Here is a 17163-nt window from a genome sequence, read left to right on the forward strand (position 1 = left end):
TTGGTCCTTATACTTGTCGGTAGTCCGAATAACCCTGATAACGTCGTAAGAACCACAAAAACAAAGGCTTAGTTCTAAAAATCCCTTGAATTAAAAGGGGGTTGAGTATGCTGGAATCAGGTTTGGCCATCAAGAATTCATTGTCAATAGTTTTTAATAAGTATCATCCCCTAAAACAATAAAAAAAGGTAGATTTGTGTCAATTTTTAACGTAAGATTGAATATAAAACTGAACTGATAATTCTTAGAAAAGCATCACATGAACAAAGAAATTAATCTGCAATCGGCAGATAATATTAGGGCTTTGGCAGTAGCAATGGTTGAAAAGGCAAATTCAGGACACCCTGGAGGCCCAATGGGTGGTGCCGATTTTATGCACATTTTATATTCAGAGTTTTTTAATTTCGATCCAAGTGACATGACATGGCCATTTAGGGATCGCTTCTTCATGGATGCAGGCCATTTGTCCACTTTGATGTATGCACAATATTATCTCTTGGGCAATTATAGCAAAGATGATGTTTCGAATTTCAGACAATGGGGCTCAATTACCCCAGGCCACCCGGAAGTGGATGTTGAAAGAGGTATTGAAAATACATCAGGACCTTTGGGACAGGGACATACCATGGGTATTGGCGCTGCCATAGCCGCTAAATTCTTACAGGCACGTTTTGGGGATTGGATGAACCATAAAATTTATGGCTTTATTTCGGATGGTGGCGTACAAGAGGAGATTTCTCAAGGTGCGGGCCGAATTGCAGGACATTTGGGTCTTAATAATTTTATAATGTTCTATGACTCCAATGACGTTCAATTATCAACGATGACCGAAGCGGTTACCACCGAGGATACCGCAATGAAATATAAGGCTTGGGGTTGGAAGGTGATAAATATCGATGGGCATGATCATGATGCCATAAGAAAGGCATTGACAGAAGCGAATGCTGAGTCAGAAAGACCTACCTTGATCATCGGTAAAACCATCATGGGCAAAGGTTGTGTAACAGCCGATGGAAGTATTTACGAGGGCCATTGTGAACTGCATGGACAACCGATAGGGCATACAGGTGCCGATTATGAAAAGACCTTGATAAATTTGGGGACCGATCCTAAAAATCCTTTTGAAATTCATTCTGAAGTAAAAGAATTTTATAAAGGTATCTTGGCAAAAAAGAAATCGGATGCGAGTACCAAAAAGAACGTGATCAATGCCTGGCGTAAAGAAAATAAGAATTTGGCCGATAAGCTGGACGCTTTCCTTTCTGGCAAATTACCAGCATTGGATTTTGAGACGATTACGCATAAAGATGGGCTGGCTTCTAGGGTAGCCTCTTCGAATGTATTGGCTTATCTGGCAGAGAAAGTAGAAAATATGATCGTATCCTCTGCGGATTTGTCCAATAGTGATAAAACGGATGGTTTCTTAAAGAAATCGCATGCATTGAAAAAAGGGGATTTCTCAGGGGCATTTTTGCAAGCTGGGGTTGCGGAATTGACCATGGCATCCTTGGCGAACGGAATTGCATTGCATGGCGGTATTATCCCCGTTGTAGCGACCTTCTTTGTGTTCTCGGATTACATGAAACCTGCAATCAGGCTAAGTTGTATCCAAGAATTGCCTGTTAAATTCGTTTGGACCCATGATGCCTTCAGGGTAGGGGAAGATGGTCCAACACACCAACCTGTGGAACAGGAAGCCCAAATACGATTGTTGGAAAAATTAAAAAACCATAGTGGTAATCCTAGTTTTGTGGCATTGCGTCCCGCTGACTCCCAAGAGACAAGTGTAGCATGGAAAATGGCGATGGAAAACACTAAAACCCCAACAGGTTTGATACTTTCCAGACAAGGGATCAAAGATGTGCCCTCTCAATCGGGATCTCGATATTCGGACGCCTTAAATGCTGAAAAAGGCGGATATTTGGTGAAGGAAACACCAAACCCTGATGTTGTTTTGGTTGCCAATGGTTCCGAAGTTTCTACATTGGTAGAGGCAGCAGCATTATTGGAGGAAAGAAAGAATTTAAAGATCAATATCGCCTCAATTCCTTCAGAGGGTATTTTCAGACAGCAGTCAAGAAAATATCAAACTAGCGTTATTCCCGATAACAAACCCGTATTTGGTTTAACGGCGGGGTTGCCGATAAGCCTAGAGGCTTTGGTAGGACAAAAAGGAACTGTTTTTGGACTTGATCATTTTGGGTATTCCGCACCGGCAAAGGTTTTGGATGAAAAATTCGGATTCACCGGGGAAAAGGTATATAACGAAGTATTGAATTTCTTAAATAGAAAATAAAAGTTTTAAAACATTTGAAAAGGGATTTGTCTGACAAGGGGCAATTCCCTTTTTTTATTCCTAAATAGCGCATCCTTATCATTTTCCACCTTCAATAATTTTCAATTTGATATTTTAAAGTATATTCAGGCAGAGAAAATAGCCGTTACTAAAGTTTTACTACTTCTATGGATACATTCATTGATTTTTTTGCCAATCTAACAAGTCTTCAAAAGTTGATTTGGATTATTGGTATGATGACTATTTTTTGGATACTTGAAGGGGCATATCCCCTAAGAAAATTTGATTACAAAAAATGGGAGCATGCCAAGGCCAATCTAATTTTGCTCATAACGACGATTATAATTAATGTTTTTTTTGGACTTGCGACAGTCGGAATATTCAATTGGTTGGAACAAAGTCAATTTGGATTGTTGAATTTGGTAGAATTACCAGTGTGGGTAGAAATGTTGTTCGCAATTATGTTGTTGGACTTCCTAGCGCAATACGTAGTACATTATTTGCTACATAAAGTTAAGTTCATGTGGCGTTTCCATATGGTGCATCATAGTGATACCCATGTCGATGTGACTTCTGGCACACGGCATCATCCGATAGACTTTATAATGAGGGAGACCTTTGCGCTGATTGCCATTCTCATTGCCGGATTACCTTTGGCGTATTATATACTGTATCGTATTTTGACCATTCTCTTCACGTACTTTTCCCATGCCAATATTCGCTTGCCAATTTGGTTGGATAAAACGATCAGTTTAGTGTTTATTTCACCCAATACCCATAAGTTCCATCATCATTTTGAAATGCCATGGACAGATACCAATTATGGTAATATATTCTCCCTTTGGGACAGGGCTTTCGGAACCTTTATTTATGATGACCCCTATGACATTGTTTATGGTTTGGATATCTTGGATAAGGAAAAATCAGATGATATCTTATACCAATTAAAAGTACCCTTTACCTATAAAAAAAGTAATTTGGATTCCTTTGATATATCGAAGGATTAATAGTAAAAAACAGGCCAATATGTTTAATTTAAAGCATTTTATGATTAATTTCATCGATGCTTTTAAATTCATTTCCTACGGTTTAATTAAATCAACATTATGAAACAATCAAGTGATCAAAACAGTGAAGTATCAAACCCCAATAATTCGAGAAGATCTTTTGTTAAAAATACGGCCCTACTTTCTGGAGCCATGGTTTTACCAACTTTTCAAATGGATGCCATGGTGAATGTTTTCAATGAAAAGAAATTAAAAATAGCCGTGGTAGGTTGTGGTGGTCGGGGAACAGGCGCGGCGGTTCAAGCATTGAGAGCGGACGAAAATGTAGAATTGGTCGCAATGGCCGACGCCTTTGAAGATAGATTGAAAGATAGTCTTATGAACATTTCCAAAGAAATGGGCGAGACCAAGAAAGTAAATGTCAAATCTGAACATCAATTTGTTGGTTTTGACGGCGCTAAAAAGGCAATGGATATGGCAGATGTGGTCATTTTAGCCACACCTCCTGGTTTTAGACCTGAACACTTCGAATATGCCATAGACAACGGCAAGCATGTTTTTATGGAAAAACCCGTGGCCACTGATGTTCCTGGGGTTCGTAAGGTATTGGCCGCAGCAAAAAAAGCAAAAGAGAATAAATTGAATGTTGTAGTTGGTCTTCAAAGACATTACCAAACAAATTACCTTGCTGCTTTGGATCAATTAAAGCAAGATAAAATTGGAAAGATAGTTTCCGGACAGGTGTATTGGAACAGTGCCGGGGTTTGGGTACGTGAAAGACAACCAGGTCAATCTGAATTGGAATACCAAATGCGGAACTGGTACTACTTTAATTGGTTATGCGGTGATCATATCCTAGAGCAACATATTCACAATATCGATGTTGCCAACTGGTTTATAGGGGAAACGCCAATCTCTGCACAAGGTATGGGAGGAAGACAGGTAAGGACAGGTAAGGATCATGGCGAGATATTTGACCATCACTTTGTAGAATATACTTATCCAAGTGGAGCGGTGGTTGCAAGCCAGTGCAGGCATCAACCAGATACGATGCGACGTGTATCGGAATTCTTCCAAGGAACGAAAGGAACGGTCTCCACTGCAGGGGATAATGTAGAAATGAAAGATTGGGAGGGTAATTCCCTTTTTGAACATCGTGGCAAGGATGACCCCAACCCGTATCAAGTTGAGCATGATAAGTTGTTCGCATCAATAAGAAATGGAGGCGTCATTAGTGATGGTGAACAAGGGGCTAATAGTACCATGAGTGCAATCATTGGTCGTATGGCTACGTATTCCGGACAGATTATTACATGGGATGAAGCTATGAAATCACAATTGAAATTGGTCCCAGACGGATTGACCTGGGATTCTCCAGCACCCGTACAGCCTAATGCCGATGGTTGGTATAACATACCCATACCAGGGAAGACCGTTGTTATGTAAAGTGAAACATTATTTTATGAGTTATAATAAGATGCGATTGTCCCTGCTTTTGGTGGGGACAATTCTTTTTTCGTGTAAGGATAAAACATACGAGCCCTTAAAAAACAAAAACGAGAGACCCAATATCATTTATATTTTGGCGGATGATTTAGGGTATGCAGAGGTTGGCGCTTATGGACAGGAAAAAATTGAAACGCCTAATATCGATGCCTTGGCACAAAACGGGATGCTCTTTACACAACATTATTCCAGTGCTCCTGTTTGTGCCCCTGCCCGTTATATGTTGATGACAGGAAAGCACGCCGGCCATGCATATATTCGAAGTAATTCCGAATGGAAAGAACGAGGGGATGTTTGGGACTATCGCGCTATGGCGAAAGATTCAACCCTGGAAGGTCAAGGCCCAATGCCGACAAATACCATTACCATGGCAAAAAGATTACAAGACGTTGGGTATACAACCGGAATGGTCGGGAAATGGGGGCTTGGGGCCCCGCATACGCACTCTATTCCCAATGAAATGGGATTCGACTTTTTCTTTGGTTACAATTGTCAACGGCAGGCGCATACCTATTATCCTTTGTTCTTGTATAAAAACAAAAAGAGGGTACATTTGGCGAATGATACCGTTGCTCCGAACACCAAATTGCCTAAAGGTACCGACCCTAATGACCCTAAGAATTATGCTTCTTTTTCCCTAAAGGACTATGCTCCGGATTTGATGTTCAAGGAACTCACAAAGTTTGTGGATAGTAATAAAGACCAACCTTTCTTTCTTTATTGGGCAACCCCTATACCTCATGTCGCACTACAGGCACCCCAAAAATGGGTGGACTATTACAAACAGAAATTTGGTGGGGAAAATCCCTATTTGGGTGAAATGGGATATTTTCCTCATCAAAACCCTAGAGCGGCTTATGCAGCCATGGTATCTTACTTGGATGAAAATATTGGTAAACTGGTTCAGCAACTTAAGGACGAAGGAATATACGATAATACCCTGATAGTGTTTACTTCCGATAATGGCCCATCTTATGCCGGCGGTGCGGACCCCGAGTTTTTTGAGAGTGCAAAACCTTTCGAAGGGAAATACGGGCGAGGCAAGGGTTATTTATATGAAGGGGGCATTCGAGTCCCAATGATCTCTTCATGGCCTGGGAAGATCAAACCGGGAACTAAAAGCGATTTGATATCGGTACAGTACGATATGCTGGCCACTTTTTCAGAGGTTGCAGGATATGAATTGCCCCATGAGCAAGATGGCGTGAGTATATTACCCACTTTATTGTCTAAAGAAGGCCAAAAAGAACACGAATTTTTGTTTTGGGAGTTTCCAAGTTATGGCGGCCAAGTTGCCATTCGTATGGGCGATTGGAAAGTGGTTCGGCAATATCTAATTGATGACAAGGAAGAAGCTACCATTGAATTGTACAATTTACGAACAGACCCTTTGGAAATGACTAACGTGGCCGAGCTTTATCCTGACATACTCAAAAAAGCCGCACGTATTTTTAAAGAAGAACGAACTTCCCCTGAATTGGATATTTTCAAAATCCCCGCATTGGCCAATGGCTTATTCAATGATTAGAGGTATCAGTTACATAAAGGGTTAATTAATAGTAACCCAGCTTGTACCGCGTGGTTAGGAAAGACATATTGATTTATAAGTTTACCTTTAGGATTGCTTATTTGTAGGGATATGGTTTATTGTATTCCAAGGCAGTGATTTCTAAATTCAACCAATCGAAATCCCCTTCCTTCAATCTCCACGTGACCTTGCATTTCGATGGGATTTTAATTCCGTCGAACACTTTTTGTTCTAACGCTTCAATATGCCAGATTTCCAATTTCGCATCTTCACCACCGCCATAATACCGTTTGGTTTCGAAGGAACGGAATTCCCCCTCCGAGGTAAAAGTAAAGAAACCGGAAACCCTTTTATCGTCAAGGGTAAGAATCGCTTTTGCCGAAGTTTCATCTATAGATTCCCAGGTCAGATGTTCATTTATGGCAGCAGAAGGAAACCAGCACATTTCCGCTAAATAACGCTGCATGCTAGCAGCATTTATTTTTTCATTCTTACCTTCATTTACCACGGGAAATACACCGAACAATTTAATCAACATTTCTCCTTGGGCGTTTGTAAGTTTGTCACGGCCATACAAATACACAAGGGGTAGGGGATTTACTTTGGTTACCCATACAAAAGAAGGGTCCTCACAATTGAAATATTGTTGGGCTGTAAAGGGCATCCATCTACCAGTAGGACTTGTTTTCATATCCCCTTTTTGTTTTAGGCGGACCGAAACTGATTTTGCGGTCTGAAATACCCCGGAAACAGTCAGCCATTTTTGAACTATGGAGGGCAAATGACTTAAATTTTTTATTGAAGGAACTACTGAGTCACTCAAATGTATGGTCTTAAAAATCATATTGGATTCTTTTAGGACCATTCGATTGAATTTATAATCAGCATGACTCGAAATAGTGCCTAAGAGAAGGATGAAATTAAAGATCGTTCCAAACTTTGCATCCTTCCAATAGATAATTACCAGCATCTGCGATAAGAGAATTGTTATAACCCCAACAATTGGCCACCATTCCTTTTTAAAAATGAGCAGTAAAGCGGTCAATATAAAAAATAGTCCAACAAATAACCAAGCCAATCCAAAGGGTCTTGAAACAAACTGAATGGGACCGCTATCAAAAGATGGGTAAAAGGCCTTGGTATACCCCAAAAAGTGTATACAACCATGGGCAAGAAAAAGTACAATAAACAACGTCCTCATTGATCCAATAACAATTTAATCCAATATATGGAGTTAAACTATTAAAGAGAGAACCCAGAACCAATGATGAATATCAGTTAATATCAAAAAATCTGTAAAATTAAAAACCTTGAAATTCAGCACTAAATCCATCACACCTTATAATTTATTTTCGAGTAATGATATTTGTCATGGTTTCATTTTAGTAAAGGGTATAGCTTTATGTAAACCTTAAAACCATATAAACTATGACAATCGACATTCAATACGTTCAAATGCCCACAAGTGAAGCCATGAATGAACTAATGAACACTAAACTAAATCGACTTGCTGCCAAATATGAATGGATAATAAGGGCTCAAGTGTATTTTAAACAAGAAAACGATCCGACTGGGAAAGGTAAAATTTGTGAGATGGAACTCAGTGCTCCCGGACCAAGGATATTCGCAAGTTCAAATGAGGATGATTTTGAGAAAGCCGCTGCCAAGACCATCAAAGATCTGGAAAAACAGTTGAGCAAAAGAAAATCCATAATGAACAAACATTAAGACCCATTTGAAGAACCATAAACAAAGAATCCCATGAATAAAATATTAGTACCGGTAGATTTTTCAGAATTTTCGGAAAATGCATTGGAAGTTGCCGCCCAACTGGCCAAAAGGTTCAATGCAAATTTGATATTATTACATATGCTGGGTCTTTCAGAGGCTATTTTAACTAAAAATGAAGCCCAGGAATTTATGGAGGCCCAATATTACATGAAACTAACAAAGAAAAGATTCAATGAATTCCTGGACAAGCCATATCTGGATGGAATCAACGTTTCTGAAATCGTACAGAATTATAAGGATTTCCATGAAATAAACAATATCGTAAAAGAACAGGGAATTGACCTAGTGGTAATGGGATCCCATGGTGTCAGTGGTTTGAGCGGATTGTTCGTTGGTTCTAATACGGAAAAGGTAATTCGGACCTGCACCGTTCCCGTACTTGTAATAAAAAAGAGAAGTAAGGATTTTAATATCAAAAAGGCCGTCTACGCCAGTGATTTTGAGGTTGAACATATAGAGGTCTTCAATAAGGCCATGAAATTCTTCAATCTATTGGATGCCGAGGTGCATAAAGTATACATTAATCGACCCAATCAATATTTTAAAAGTTCTAAAGAAATCAATGCACAAATAGCGCTTTTTATGCGTACGGCCCATCATGGGGAAACAGGGTACAAGGATAATGTCCAAATTTTGAACGATTACAGTATAGAGGAGGGCATATACAATTATGCCGAAAAAATAAATGCGGATATTATTGCGCTGCCCACCCAGGGAAGAAAGGGATTAGCGCACTTTTTTAAAGGAAGCATAGGTGAAGATATTGCCAACCGGGCAAAATTACCTGTTATCACTTTCAAGATAAAAAACTAGGATTGAAAAAGTATCCTTAGTTTAGCCAGAATGACCAGTTCTGACTTGTTCTTTTTGGCAGTGGAAATGGCTATGGATTGCGCTGTGTCCCATAGAAGCTTTTTTAGCTCGAGTGAAAAGAGGGTCTGGTTTTCGAGATAATAGTTACGGAATGCACTATAACAGGTATCACTATCGGTACCGGTCTTTTGCATTTCGGAAAAGGCCTTCTGTATTTCCAAAGGACCACTTATGTCTAATTCCTTTAAAGAAACCGATCCCTGCTTCCAATTTTCGGATACTTCGGTTTTTAAAGCTATGATTTCTCTCTTATCGATTTTCTTATCGGCCATGGCGATGGCATAAAAAAGTTGTCCAATACGATAATGTAGTTTTTCGTTGTTATTTTCCATGCTTACCATACTTCATTAAAAAATTGTTCTACGGGATGTTAAGTATAGCTCTAAATTTTGAAATGTAGGATGATTTGTGTCAGTTTAATTCTCAATTTTTTTTGAGTCATTTGTCGTAAATTTATAAGTGTATGGATACGGTTTTGGCAATAGATATTGGAGGAACATTCACTAAGATCGGCATTGTCGATACTCAAGGAAAAATACTTGCTTCCAAAGTTTTTGGCACAAAATCAAAAGAACCTTTTGAGACCTACTTGAAGGAGTTGATACCCAACCTACATCAATTATTGGCTACCTTGGATTCCCCAACAAAACCTTTGGCCGTGGGTATAGGGGCACCTAATGCCAATTCGATAACAGGTCACATAGAGAATCCGCCCAATTTAAACTGGGGCAAGGAAATTCCCATTGTAAAATCAATTGCCACGGCGTTGAAATTGCCGGTGTATATAGCTAATGATGCCAATGCGGCGGCATTGGGGGAATTGCGGTTTGGTATGGCCAAAGGCATGCGAAATTTTGTGGTTCTGACCTTGGGTACCGGGCTGGGTAGTGGCATTGTCGTTAACGGTAACCTCTTATTGGGCGAACATGCCCAGGCAGGTGAGATCGGTCATGTAAATGTAGATCCCAATGGCAGATATTGTAATTGTGGTTTAAGAGGATGTTTGGAAACCTATGCTTCGGTTACCGGTATAAAGCGAACGGTTTTTGAGTTGATCGCCGAAATGCGCGAAGATTCCCCATTGCGCAGAATCAGTTTTGAGGACCTTACAGGGGAATTAATTGCCAATGCTGCGCTCGATGGTGATCCATTGGCCTTAAGGGCGTTTAGCATCACTGCTGAGATTTTAGGTAGTAAAATGGCCGATACGGTTGCTCATTTAGACCCTGAGGCCTTTATTTTGTCAGGTGGTCTAAGTAAAGCCGGGGATGTTCTATTACTACCCGTTATTGCGAGTATGGAGAAGAACCTTTTTGTGTCCTACAAAGGTAAGATAAAGGTATATCTATCCGATGCTCCCCGTAATGCGGCCATATTGGGACCTGCAGCTTTGGCCTGGTCGAATATTTCGTAAAAATCAGCTCTCAAGTAAATGCTCAAGGCTTTCGCTATCCACGATATGTTCGGTGATCGCAAATACTTGTTTTCTATTTTCCCTGACGGTCTTATAGAATTTGGCGATATCGTCTTCAAGCCCTTGGTGTTCCTCACGGAATAATCTAGAATCGTGTTTGAATGGATCTTGAATGGTCTGGGCAATATGGGTAATATGTTCGTCCACTCTTCGGAGAAGTTGGTCACTTGTTTTCTTATCTTCTAAAATACCCTGACCTATCGATTTTACAGCATCGAGATTCTCCTTTTTTGTTATCCATATAAAATATTTGTTCAACAATTTATGTAGAAAATGCAGGTCTTGTTTGTAGAACGTTAGGTCAGATTTCCAATGTTTGGTCAAAACATATAATTCATCCCAATCAGTCTGTTGTATAAAAGAGCCTTTGGGTCTCGTTCTATAATTTTCCATAAGCTTGAAATATAAATTCAACATTTACGACGTTCATTAAAGTTACCTTTAACCTAACGCAATTAATATGACTTATATCATAGTACGGATTTTGATATTGAGCTATTGGCTAATAATAGTACCGTCGCCCATTTCAATGATACGGTCGGTTTTTTCGGCAAAATCGTGATCATGGGTCACTACCAATAAGGAAAGATTTCGCTCTACGGAAAGATTCTTGAAGATGTTCATCACATTTTGGGCATTATGGCTATCCAAATTGCCTGTGGGTTCATCGCCCATAATTATGGCCGGATCATTAATTAAGGCCCTTGCTATGGCAACACGTTGTTTTTGTCCTCCCGAAATTCGGGAAGCCAATTTGTTGGCTTGCTCCTGAATATCGAGAAGTTTTAACTTTTCCATCGCGTCATATTCAATTTCTTCAAAAGATTTCAGCCCTAGTTTTTTAGCTGGTAGCATCACATTTTCAAGCACTGTGAATTCAGAAAGTAGGTAGTGAAATTGAAAAACGAAGCCAATATTGCTATTCCTGATTTTGGCCAATTCTTCATGATGTTTGCCGGAAACCAATTCGCCGTTTAAGAACAGTTCCCCTTCATAATCGGTATCCATGGTAGATAGGATATATAATAAAGTGGATTTACCACAGCCCGATTTACCCATTATAGACACAAATTCACCATGTTTTATACTAAAATTAATATCCTTTAGAACATGAAAAAGGACAGGTTCCCGAAAATATTTATTGATGTTCCTTGCCTCTAAGATGGTATTGTTCCCCATGGTTATTGTCCTCTGATTATTTCTACCGGGTCAATTTTCCTTGCTTTTCTAGAGGGCAGGTAACCTGCCAGGAATGTTGAGATCATCGCAAAAGAGATTCCTATAACATAATACCAAACACTATAGTTTACAGGATATGTTTTAATGGTGGGTAGCGCTTCTGTCTCAAAGGGCAAAGTATCTATTACCGACGATATGGAATAGCCAACCACTAAGCCTAAAATACCTCCAAAAAGACCTATAAGAATAGCTTGACTGATAAAAATATACTGTACATCTTTGCCCGAAAAACCGGTAGCCTTTAAAATGGCAATGTCATTCATTTTCTCATAAATCATCATATTGAGAATATTATAGATGCCAAACCCGGCAACGATCAATAAGGTAATTGATACGGCATAGGTGATAAGGTTTCTTATGGATGTACCCGTTTCGAATTGTGCATTAGCCGTTTTGATATCCACGGCCGTAAGGTTGAACTGATTTTCGATATTCCGTGCCATTGGAACCGCTTTTTCGATATCGAATAATTTAACATTAATGTCGGTGAAATAGTTCTTTGGCTCCCCTAATATTTTTTGCACTGTTTTAAGGGATGCAAAACTCTGGATATTGTCAATGTCGGCCAGGCCACTTTGGTAAATACCTACGATCTTTAAAGGGAACAGGTCGCCACGAACGGTACTGATCTGAACAGTATTTCCGATATCAAGGGACATCTTTTCAGCAACCCCGGAACCTATTAAGATCCCGTTTTCATAATTGTTCAAAGCCTCTGGACTTCCCTTGACCACATAATCCCCAAAATTGAAAAGGCGTACTTCCTCCAAAACATCAATACCCACAAGATTGCCCCCTAATTCGATAGAACCGGATATATAGAATATCTGTGATTTCAGTTGGGGGATTGCACCTTTTACATCCGGATTTTTTCTTAATTCCTGGATCAAGGGCAGGGCATTATGAATTTTGGCCTGGGTTAATTTTGGTTTTACCGAATGTACAAGCTTGAAACTATTTTCCCATTTATCATATAGATCTAAGGGTTGCCGTTCAGAAGGTTTTATCTCGTTATAAATATGAACATGAGGAGTACGGTTTAAAATAAGTCCGTCTAAAAGACCGTTCAGGCCTGTCATAAAGCTAACAAGGATTATGAAAGTGCCAATTCCAAATGTGACCCCCAATGCGGCAATACTAGATTGTTTTATTCGGGATAGCAAGTGTGTTTTTGAAATACTCAATATGACCTTCCAATTGATCATTGTTTAGGTTTAATGATATCAGTGTGCTCATCTATGCCCGAAAGTATTTCAACTTCCGTTAGGTTTTTGGATCCAATCTCAACGTTGACCGGACCGTCTTGGGTTTTTACGGTATGGTTGTCGATTAAGTATTCCAAGGGTATGGTCAGGGTATTTTCCTTTTCGGAAACAATGATATTGGCTTCACCGGCCAATCCGGGGAATAGTACTTCAGGAGCTGTTTCAAAAACAGCTTCTACCTTAAAAGTCTGGGAACGCTCATCTTTTTTAGGGTATATCTTATGTACTCGTCCCTCAAAGACTTCCTCGGGGTATGCATCCAAGTTGACGATTACCTTTTGATACGGCTTTAACTTTACGATATCTACCTCGTCGACCAATAATTCAATTAAAAAATCATCCAAACTTCCAACACTGGCTAAGGGTTCCATAGTGGTCACTATTTCCCCAATATTTTTGTATATCGCATATACTCGTCCATTTATCTTACTTGTTATAGTGAATTCATTCGTGCTAACAATGGCCGCTTGGTACGTGTTTTCGGCTTTTACTACCTTGTTTCTAAGCTCATCTTTGGTTCGTTCATAGTTGTTTTGAAGTACATTAAGATTGTTCAATGAAAGTTCATAGTTTAATTTCTTGATATCGTATTCTGCCTTTGAACCAATTTCTTGTTGCCATAAACGTTCCTGCCGCTTAAAATTTATAGAGTCGTTCTGTAGTTTTAATTTTGCTGTGTGTATTTCCTCGCGCAACCCTTCTAGAACAGCCGCGCTACCTTTGTAAGCTTCACGGGCATCCTGAAGGTTTATTTTGGTATTTTCCCTGTTTAATTCAGGTGTTTTGTTATATATCTGAAAAAGCGGACTACCCTTAACGACACTATCACCTTCGTTCACGAACACTTTGTCTAAAATACCTGCAACGGAGGAATATACGGCATATAAACTATCTGGCTGTACAAGGGCTGATGCGTATACGGATGCTACTAAAGTCTTTTTTTCAGGTTTTATTCTTATCGTATCCTTACCGCAGGACAGAAGAAGTAAAACTAGTAAAAGGCTTAGCACTCTGTGCGCCATAATAAAGGTCTTAAGATTAAAAATATTGAACAATGGAAGTCAATACGAACTTAAATCATTCATAAAACCGCAATTTATTCCTAAGGGAAATATTTTCTTTATGCATAAATTCAATTCGGTCTAATAATTCACTAATTACTGCGATACCTTCTAGATTAATGTTAAGGTCGGCATGTAGACGTAATATTTTCTCAACATTTGGGAGTTCTTCATATAGGATGTATTCTTCGTTTTCTTTTGTAATTACCTCGATCAACCCAAATTCATATAACTCGATGATGAATTGGGTGTTAATCCCATGACTGAAGCAAAAATCCTTGACCGCTATATAGTTAAATTGTTCCATCATTTGCCCTTATTTATATTGGCCAATTGTTTAAAGAGTTCTTTTTCTTTTGAAGATAAATGGGTAGGCATCTTAACGGCATAGGTAATGAACAGATCTCCAAATTGCCCTTCTTTTTTATAGACCGGGAATCCTTTCGATTTCAATTTTACCATAGTTCCGTTTTGCGTCTCGGGTTTAACGTTCAGTTTCACCTTCCCATCAAAGGTGTCAACGGTGATCTCCCCACCCAAAACTGCGGTATATAGATCTATTTCCACAGTACGGTGTAGATTATTGCCATCCCTTTTAAAAGGGGTGTTGTTCTCGATAGCGAAGGTGATAAATAAATCACCCTTAGGACCTCCATTGCGTCCAGGACCTCCATGCCCTTTTATTTTTATGGTTTGCCCATTTTCAATACCGGCTGGTATGGTGATGCGTATATTCTTTCCATTTACAGTTAATGTCCGTTTATGGGTCGAATATACATCCTTCAATTGCAATTGAAGTTCAGCATTATAGTCTTGCCCCCTATACTTTACTTGCCTACCACGTGTGAATCCCCCTGAAGACCTACCACCGAACATGGACTCAAAAAAGTCGGAAAAATCGTGTTCCCCAAATCCACCAGAGGTTTGGTATTGGTAGCCTCGTTGTTGTTGTGCTTTCTTCGCTTTTTCTATTTCTTCTGCATGTTGCCAGTCTTTCCCGTACTCATCGTACTTTTTTCTATTATCGGCATTGCCCAACACTTCATGGGCTTCGTTGATCTGTTTAAACCTTCGTTCTGCTTCTGGATCATTTGGGTTGACATCCGGATGATATTTTCGGGCAAGTTTGCGATACGCTTTTTTTACCTCACTTTGTGAAGCCTTTTTAGAAATACCCAATACATTATAATAGTCAATGTAGTCCATTTTCAGCGTTCACTTTATACTGTTCGAAGTTTGGTATTAAGAAGATTGTTGATTTACGCTTGAAAAACAAGATCATTATTATCCTTATTCATTTGGATAACTTCGTTCGCAATGTTCAAGATTTCTTTTTTGACCGTTTTACAGTCTTTCATGATCGATGATTTGCATTTTTCAATCCAAGTTTGTTCCTTCTGTAGAGAAGTCGGATCGTAATCCAAAGCGCCATTCATAATATCAACCAACAATTGATGTTGATCTTCCACTCTTTTTTTTAGACGTCCACAATTATAGCAAAGGTCTTGGAAACGCATAAGGCTTTCGCGAACCTCATCCAAATTTTCAGTATGCACGATCTCATCAAAATAACGATCTAAAAGTTGTTGTAAAAAACTTAATTCCTTATTATTCAATGCCAATTCTGATTTTAAATCCTCACATTCCTGAATATACTTTTGATAAGTCCCCAAAGGGTTCAATTTATCCGGATTAGATTTTACTTTTCCCATGATAAGATGATTTTTAATAAAATTACCGTAATGCATTTTTTCAGAATATGATTTTTATCATAACACTGGAAGTAGGATCAAATTATCTTACTTTTATATATTCATAACATTCCTTTTTTGGTCTCAAAACGTATGGAAATTTGAAACAACGCCAGTAAGAATGAAGGTTTTTGCCGAAAACAACTATATTTTTAACTTGCTCTCTGAAGCAGTATCTGAAGGGATATTAGTGGTTGATAAAGATCATATTATCGTAGCGACCAATAATAATGCAGATCAAATGTTCGGTTATGATAACCACGAACTTATAGGGCAACGAGTGGATATTTTGGTGCCCGAACCACATAGTAAAAACCACGGTCAACATGTAGACAAGTTTTTCGAAACCAATAAGTCAGGTAAAATGATGGTGGATCGTCTGCTGTACGGCCTTCGAAAGAATAATGAGAAATTCCCCGTAAAAATAGACCTATATCCATTCGTTTTTCATGGTATCGATTACGTATTCGCCCTGATTTTCGATAAGACCGAGATCAGCAAAAGGGATTTGCAGATAAAAGAGCTAAACGAACATCTCGAGAAAAAAATAAAGACCCGTACTTTAGAGCTTAGGGAAACGGTAGCCATGCTACAAAAAGAGATCAAAAGAAGGAAAGATGCCGAAAAGACGATAAAATTAGCACTTCAGCGCGAGCGTGAACTCAGTGAATTGAAGACAAAATTCTTATCTTTAGTCTCCCATGAATTCAAGACACCATTAAGTGGGATCCTTACTTCTGCCACATTAGTGGGCAAGTATAAGGAAGCTTCCGATCAAGAAAGACGCGATAAGCATTTAACGACGATTATAGCGGAGGTTAGACATTTGAACAGTATCCTAACCGATTTTCTTTCTATCGAAAGGCTTGAAAAAGGAAAGGAAATCTATAATTTCACCAAATTTTCGTTGAGTAAAGTGGTTAACGAGGTGGTCTATAACGCCAATATGCTATTAAAAAACGGGCAACAGATCAATTATCCACACAATATAGATGAGGTTGTCATTTATCAAGATGAGAAAATCGTTACCCTTATACTAACCAATTTACTCTATAATTCCATAAAATACTCTCCGGAGGATTCTGAAATCGATATTACTTTTGAAGTTGGACAGGCGGGTATGGTTTTGAAGATAAAAGATCACGGGATTGGTATTCCCGAAAAGGACCAAAAGCATATTTTTGAACGATACTTCAGGGCGGAAAATGCCCTTTTGAACCAAGGGACGGGTATTGGTCTAAATATCATAAAGGACCATATCAATAACCTTGATGGAAAGATTTATTTTAAGAGCAAGGAGAATGAGGGAACAATATTCACTGTGGAACTACCAATAGATAATCGAATCCTTTTAGGGTTAAAATAGCGAATG

17 protein-coding genes are annotated in these 17163 nt (G+C 39.0%); 8 read left to right on the forward strand and 9 right to left on the reverse strand.

Going from position 1 to position 17163, the window contains the following annotated elements; translation table 11 throughout:
* Window positions 1-259 precede the first annotated feature (259 nt).
* From HPE63_RS00865 to HPE63_RS00880, 4 genes are all read left to right on the forward strand, one after another.
* A complete protein-coding gene (locus HPE63_RS00865; RefSeq protein ID WP_188312342.1) occupies window positions 260-2296 on the forward strand; it encodes a transketolase family protein in 2037 nt (678 codons plus the stop codon).
* A gap of 167 nt (window positions 2297-2463) precedes the next feature.
* Window positions 2464-3303, forward strand: a complete 840-nt coding sequence (locus tag HPE63_RS00870; RefSeq protein ID WP_188312343.1) for a sterol desaturase family protein — start codon at window positions 2464-2466, stop codon at window positions 3301-3303.
* Window positions 3304-3402: 99 nt separating this feature from the next.
* Window positions 3403-4749, forward strand: a complete 1347-nt coding sequence (locus HPE63_RS00875; protein WP_188312344.1) for a Gfo/Idh/MocA family protein — start codon at window positions 3403-3405, stop codon at window positions 4747-4749.
* 16 nt (window positions 4750-4765) lie between these two features.
* A complete protein-coding gene (locus HPE63_RS00880; protein WP_188312345.1) occupies window positions 4766-6337 on the forward strand; it encodes an arylsulfatase in 1572 nt (523 codons plus the stop codon).
* A gap of 97 nt (window positions 6338-6434) precedes the next feature.
* On the opposite strand, the gene HPE63_RS00885 is transcribed toward HPE63_RS00880, so the two are convergent.
* Entirely contained in the window at window positions 6435-7538 is a 1104-nt protein-coding gene (locus HPE63_RS00885) for a DUF6920 family protein (protein ID WP_188312346.1), read from the reverse strand.
* A 227-nt stretch (window positions 7539-7765) separates the two neighbouring features.
* On the opposite strand from HPE63_RS00885, the gene hpf reads away from it, so the two are divergent.
* Complete coding sequence (hpf, locus tag HPE63_RS00890) at window positions 7766-8065, forward strand: ribosome hibernation-promoting factor, HPF/YfiA family (RefSeq protein ID WP_188312347.1); 300 nt, start codon at window positions 7766-7768, stop codon at window positions 8063-8065.
* 33 nt (window positions 8066-8098) lie between these two features.
* Entirely contained in the window at window positions 8099-8941 is an 843-nt protein-coding gene (locus HPE63_RS00895) for a universal stress protein (protein WP_188312348.1), read from the forward strand.
* Here the strand turns inward: HPE63_RS00895 and HPE63_RS00900 are convergent.
* Window positions 8938-9333: a hypothetical protein gene (locus HPE63_RS00900; protein ID WP_188312349.1), complete on the reverse strand. Its 396-nt coding sequence runs from the start codon at window positions 9331-9333 to the stop codon at window positions 8938-8940. The genes HPE63_RS00895 and HPE63_RS00900 overlap by 4 nt on opposite strands.
* Window positions 9334-9464: 131 nt before the next feature.
* Between HPE63_RS00900 and HPE63_RS00905 the strand changes: the two genes are divergently transcribed.
* On the forward strand, window positions 9465-10415 hold the full coding sequence (locus HPE63_RS00905) for an ROK family protein (RefSeq protein ID WP_188312350.1): 951 nt from the start codon (window positions 9465-9467) through the stop codon (window positions 10413-10415).
* 3 nt (window positions 10416-10418) lie between these two features.
* Here the strand turns inward: HPE63_RS00905 and HPE63_RS00910 are convergent, their stop codons facing one another.
* The 7 genes from HPE63_RS00910 to HPE63_RS00940 form a co-directional block, all read right to left on the reverse strand.
* The gene (locus HPE63_RS00910) at window positions 10419-10868 is read right to left on the reverse strand and encodes a hypothetical protein (RefSeq protein WP_188312351.1); all 450 of its coding nucleotides are present in this window, start codon (window positions 10866-10868) and stop codon (window positions 10419-10421) included.
* Between the two features lie 102 nt (window positions 10869-10970).
* Window positions 10971-11654 (reverse strand): ABC transporter ATP-binding protein, encoded by a 684-nt coding sequence (locus HPE63_RS00915; RefSeq protein ID WP_188312352.1) that lies wholly within the window; start codon window positions 11652-11654, stop codon window positions 10971-10973.
* 2 nt (window positions 11655-11656) lie between these two features.
* Complete coding sequence (locus HPE63_RS00920; protein WP_188312353.1) at window positions 11657-12919, reverse strand: ABC transporter permease; 1263 nt, start codon at window positions 12917-12919, stop codon at window positions 11657-11659.
* Window positions 12916-14001, reverse strand: coding sequence for an efflux RND transporter periplasmic adaptor subunit (locus HPE63_RS00925; protein ID WP_188312354.1), 1086 nt, complete (start codon window positions 13999-14001; stop codon window positions 12916-12918). The genes HPE63_RS00920 and HPE63_RS00925 overlap by 4 nt, the downstream gene beginning before the upstream one ends.
* Window positions 14002-14056: 55 nt before the next feature.
* Window positions 14057-14350: a chaperone modulator CbpM gene (locus HPE63_RS00930; protein WP_223198007.1), complete on the reverse strand. Its 294-nt coding sequence runs from the start codon at window positions 14348-14350 to the stop codon at window positions 14057-14059.
* Window positions 14347-15246, reverse strand: coding sequence for a J domain-containing protein (locus tag HPE63_RS00935; protein ID WP_188312355.1), 900 nt, complete (start codon window positions 15244-15246; stop codon window positions 14347-14349). The genes HPE63_RS00930 and HPE63_RS00935 overlap by 4 nt, the downstream gene beginning before the upstream one ends.
* A 53-nt stretch (window positions 15247-15299) precedes the next feature.
* Window positions 15300-15752, reverse strand: coding sequence for a hypothetical protein (locus HPE63_RS00940; protein WP_188312356.1), 453 nt, complete (start codon window positions 15750-15752; stop codon window positions 15300-15302).
* Window positions 15753-15912: 160 nt separating this feature from the next.
* Between HPE63_RS00940 and HPE63_RS00945 the strand changes: the two genes are divergently transcribed.
* Window positions 15913-17157, forward strand: coding sequence for a sensor histidine kinase (locus HPE63_RS00945; protein ID WP_188312357.1), 1245 nt, complete (start codon window positions 15913-15915; stop codon window positions 17155-17157).
* Window positions 17158-17163 lie beyond the last annotated feature (6 nt).

It is taken from the genome of Maribacter arenosus, assembly GCF_014610845.1.
Classification (GTDB): domain Bacteria; phylum Bacteroidota; class Bacteroidia; order Flavobacteriales; family Flavobacteriaceae; genus Maribacter_A; species Maribacter_A arenosus.

Bases quoted from the DNA above. Each gene is read 5' to 3' on its own strand.
- HPE63_RS00920 (WP_188312353.1), bottom strand. From the start codon at position 12,919: ATGATCAATTGGAAGGTCATATTGAGTATTTCAAAAACACACTTGCTA.
- HPE63_RS00935 (WP_188312355.1), bottom strand. From the start codon at position 15,246: ATGGACTACATTGACTATTATAATGTATTGGGTATTTCTAAAAAGGCT.
- HPE63_RS00910 (WP_188312351.1), bottom strand. From the start codon at position 10,868: ATGGAAAATTATAGAACGAGACCCAAAGGCTCTTTTATACAACAGACT.
- HPE63_RS00865 (WP_188312342.1), top strand. From the start codon at position 260: ATGAACAAAGAAATTAATCTGCAATCGGCAGATAATATTAGGGCTTTG.
- HPE63_RS00885 (WP_188312346.1), bottom strand. From the start codon at position 7,538: ATGAGGACGTTGTTTATTGTACTTTTTCTTGCCCATGGTTGTATACAC.
- HPE63_RS00945 (WP_188312357.1), top strand. From the start codon at position 15,913: ATGAAGGTTTTTGCCGAAAACAACTATATTTTTAACTTGCTCTCTGAA.
- HPE63_RS00900 (WP_188312349.1), bottom strand. From the start codon at position 9,333: ATGGAAAATAACAACGAAAAACTACATTATCGTATTGGACAACTTTTT.
- HPE63_RS00925 (WP_188312354.1), bottom strand. From the start codon at position 14,001: ATGGCGCACAGAGTGCTAAGCCTTTTACTAGTTTTACTTCTTCTGTCC.
- hpf (WP_188312347.1), top strand. From the start codon at position 7,766: ATGACAATCGACATTCAATACGTTCAAATGCCCACAAGTGAAGCCATG.
- HPE63_RS00930 (WP_223198007.1), bottom strand. From the start codon at position 14,350: ATGATGGAACAATTTAACTATATAGCGGTCAAGGATTTTTGCTTCAGT.
- HPE63_RS00905 (WP_188312350.1), top strand. From the start codon at position 9,465: ATGGATACGGTTTTGGCAATAGATATTGGAGGAACATTCACTAAGATC.
- HPE63_RS00875 (WP_188312344.1), top strand. From the start codon at position 3,403: ATGAAACAATCAAGTGATCAAAACAGTGAAGTATCAAACCCCAATAAT.
- HPE63_RS00880 (WP_188312345.1), top strand. From the start codon at position 4,766: ATGAGTTATAATAAGATGCGATTGTCCCTGCTTTTGGTGGGGACAATT.
- HPE63_RS00940 (WP_188312356.1), bottom strand. From the start codon at position 15,752: ATGGGAAAAGTAAAATCTAATCCGGATAAATTGAACCCTTTGGGGACT.
- HPE63_RS00870 (WP_188312343.1), top strand. From the start codon at position 2,464: ATGGATACATTCATTGATTTTTTTGCCAATCTAACAAGTCTTCAAAAG.
- HPE63_RS00915 (WP_188312352.1), bottom strand. From the start codon at position 11,654: ATGGGGAACAATACCATCTTAGAGGCAAGGAACATCAATAAATATTTT.
- HPE63_RS00895 (WP_188312348.1), top strand. From the start codon at position 8,099: ATGAATAAAATATTAGTACCGGTAGATTTTTCAGAATTTTCGGAAAAT.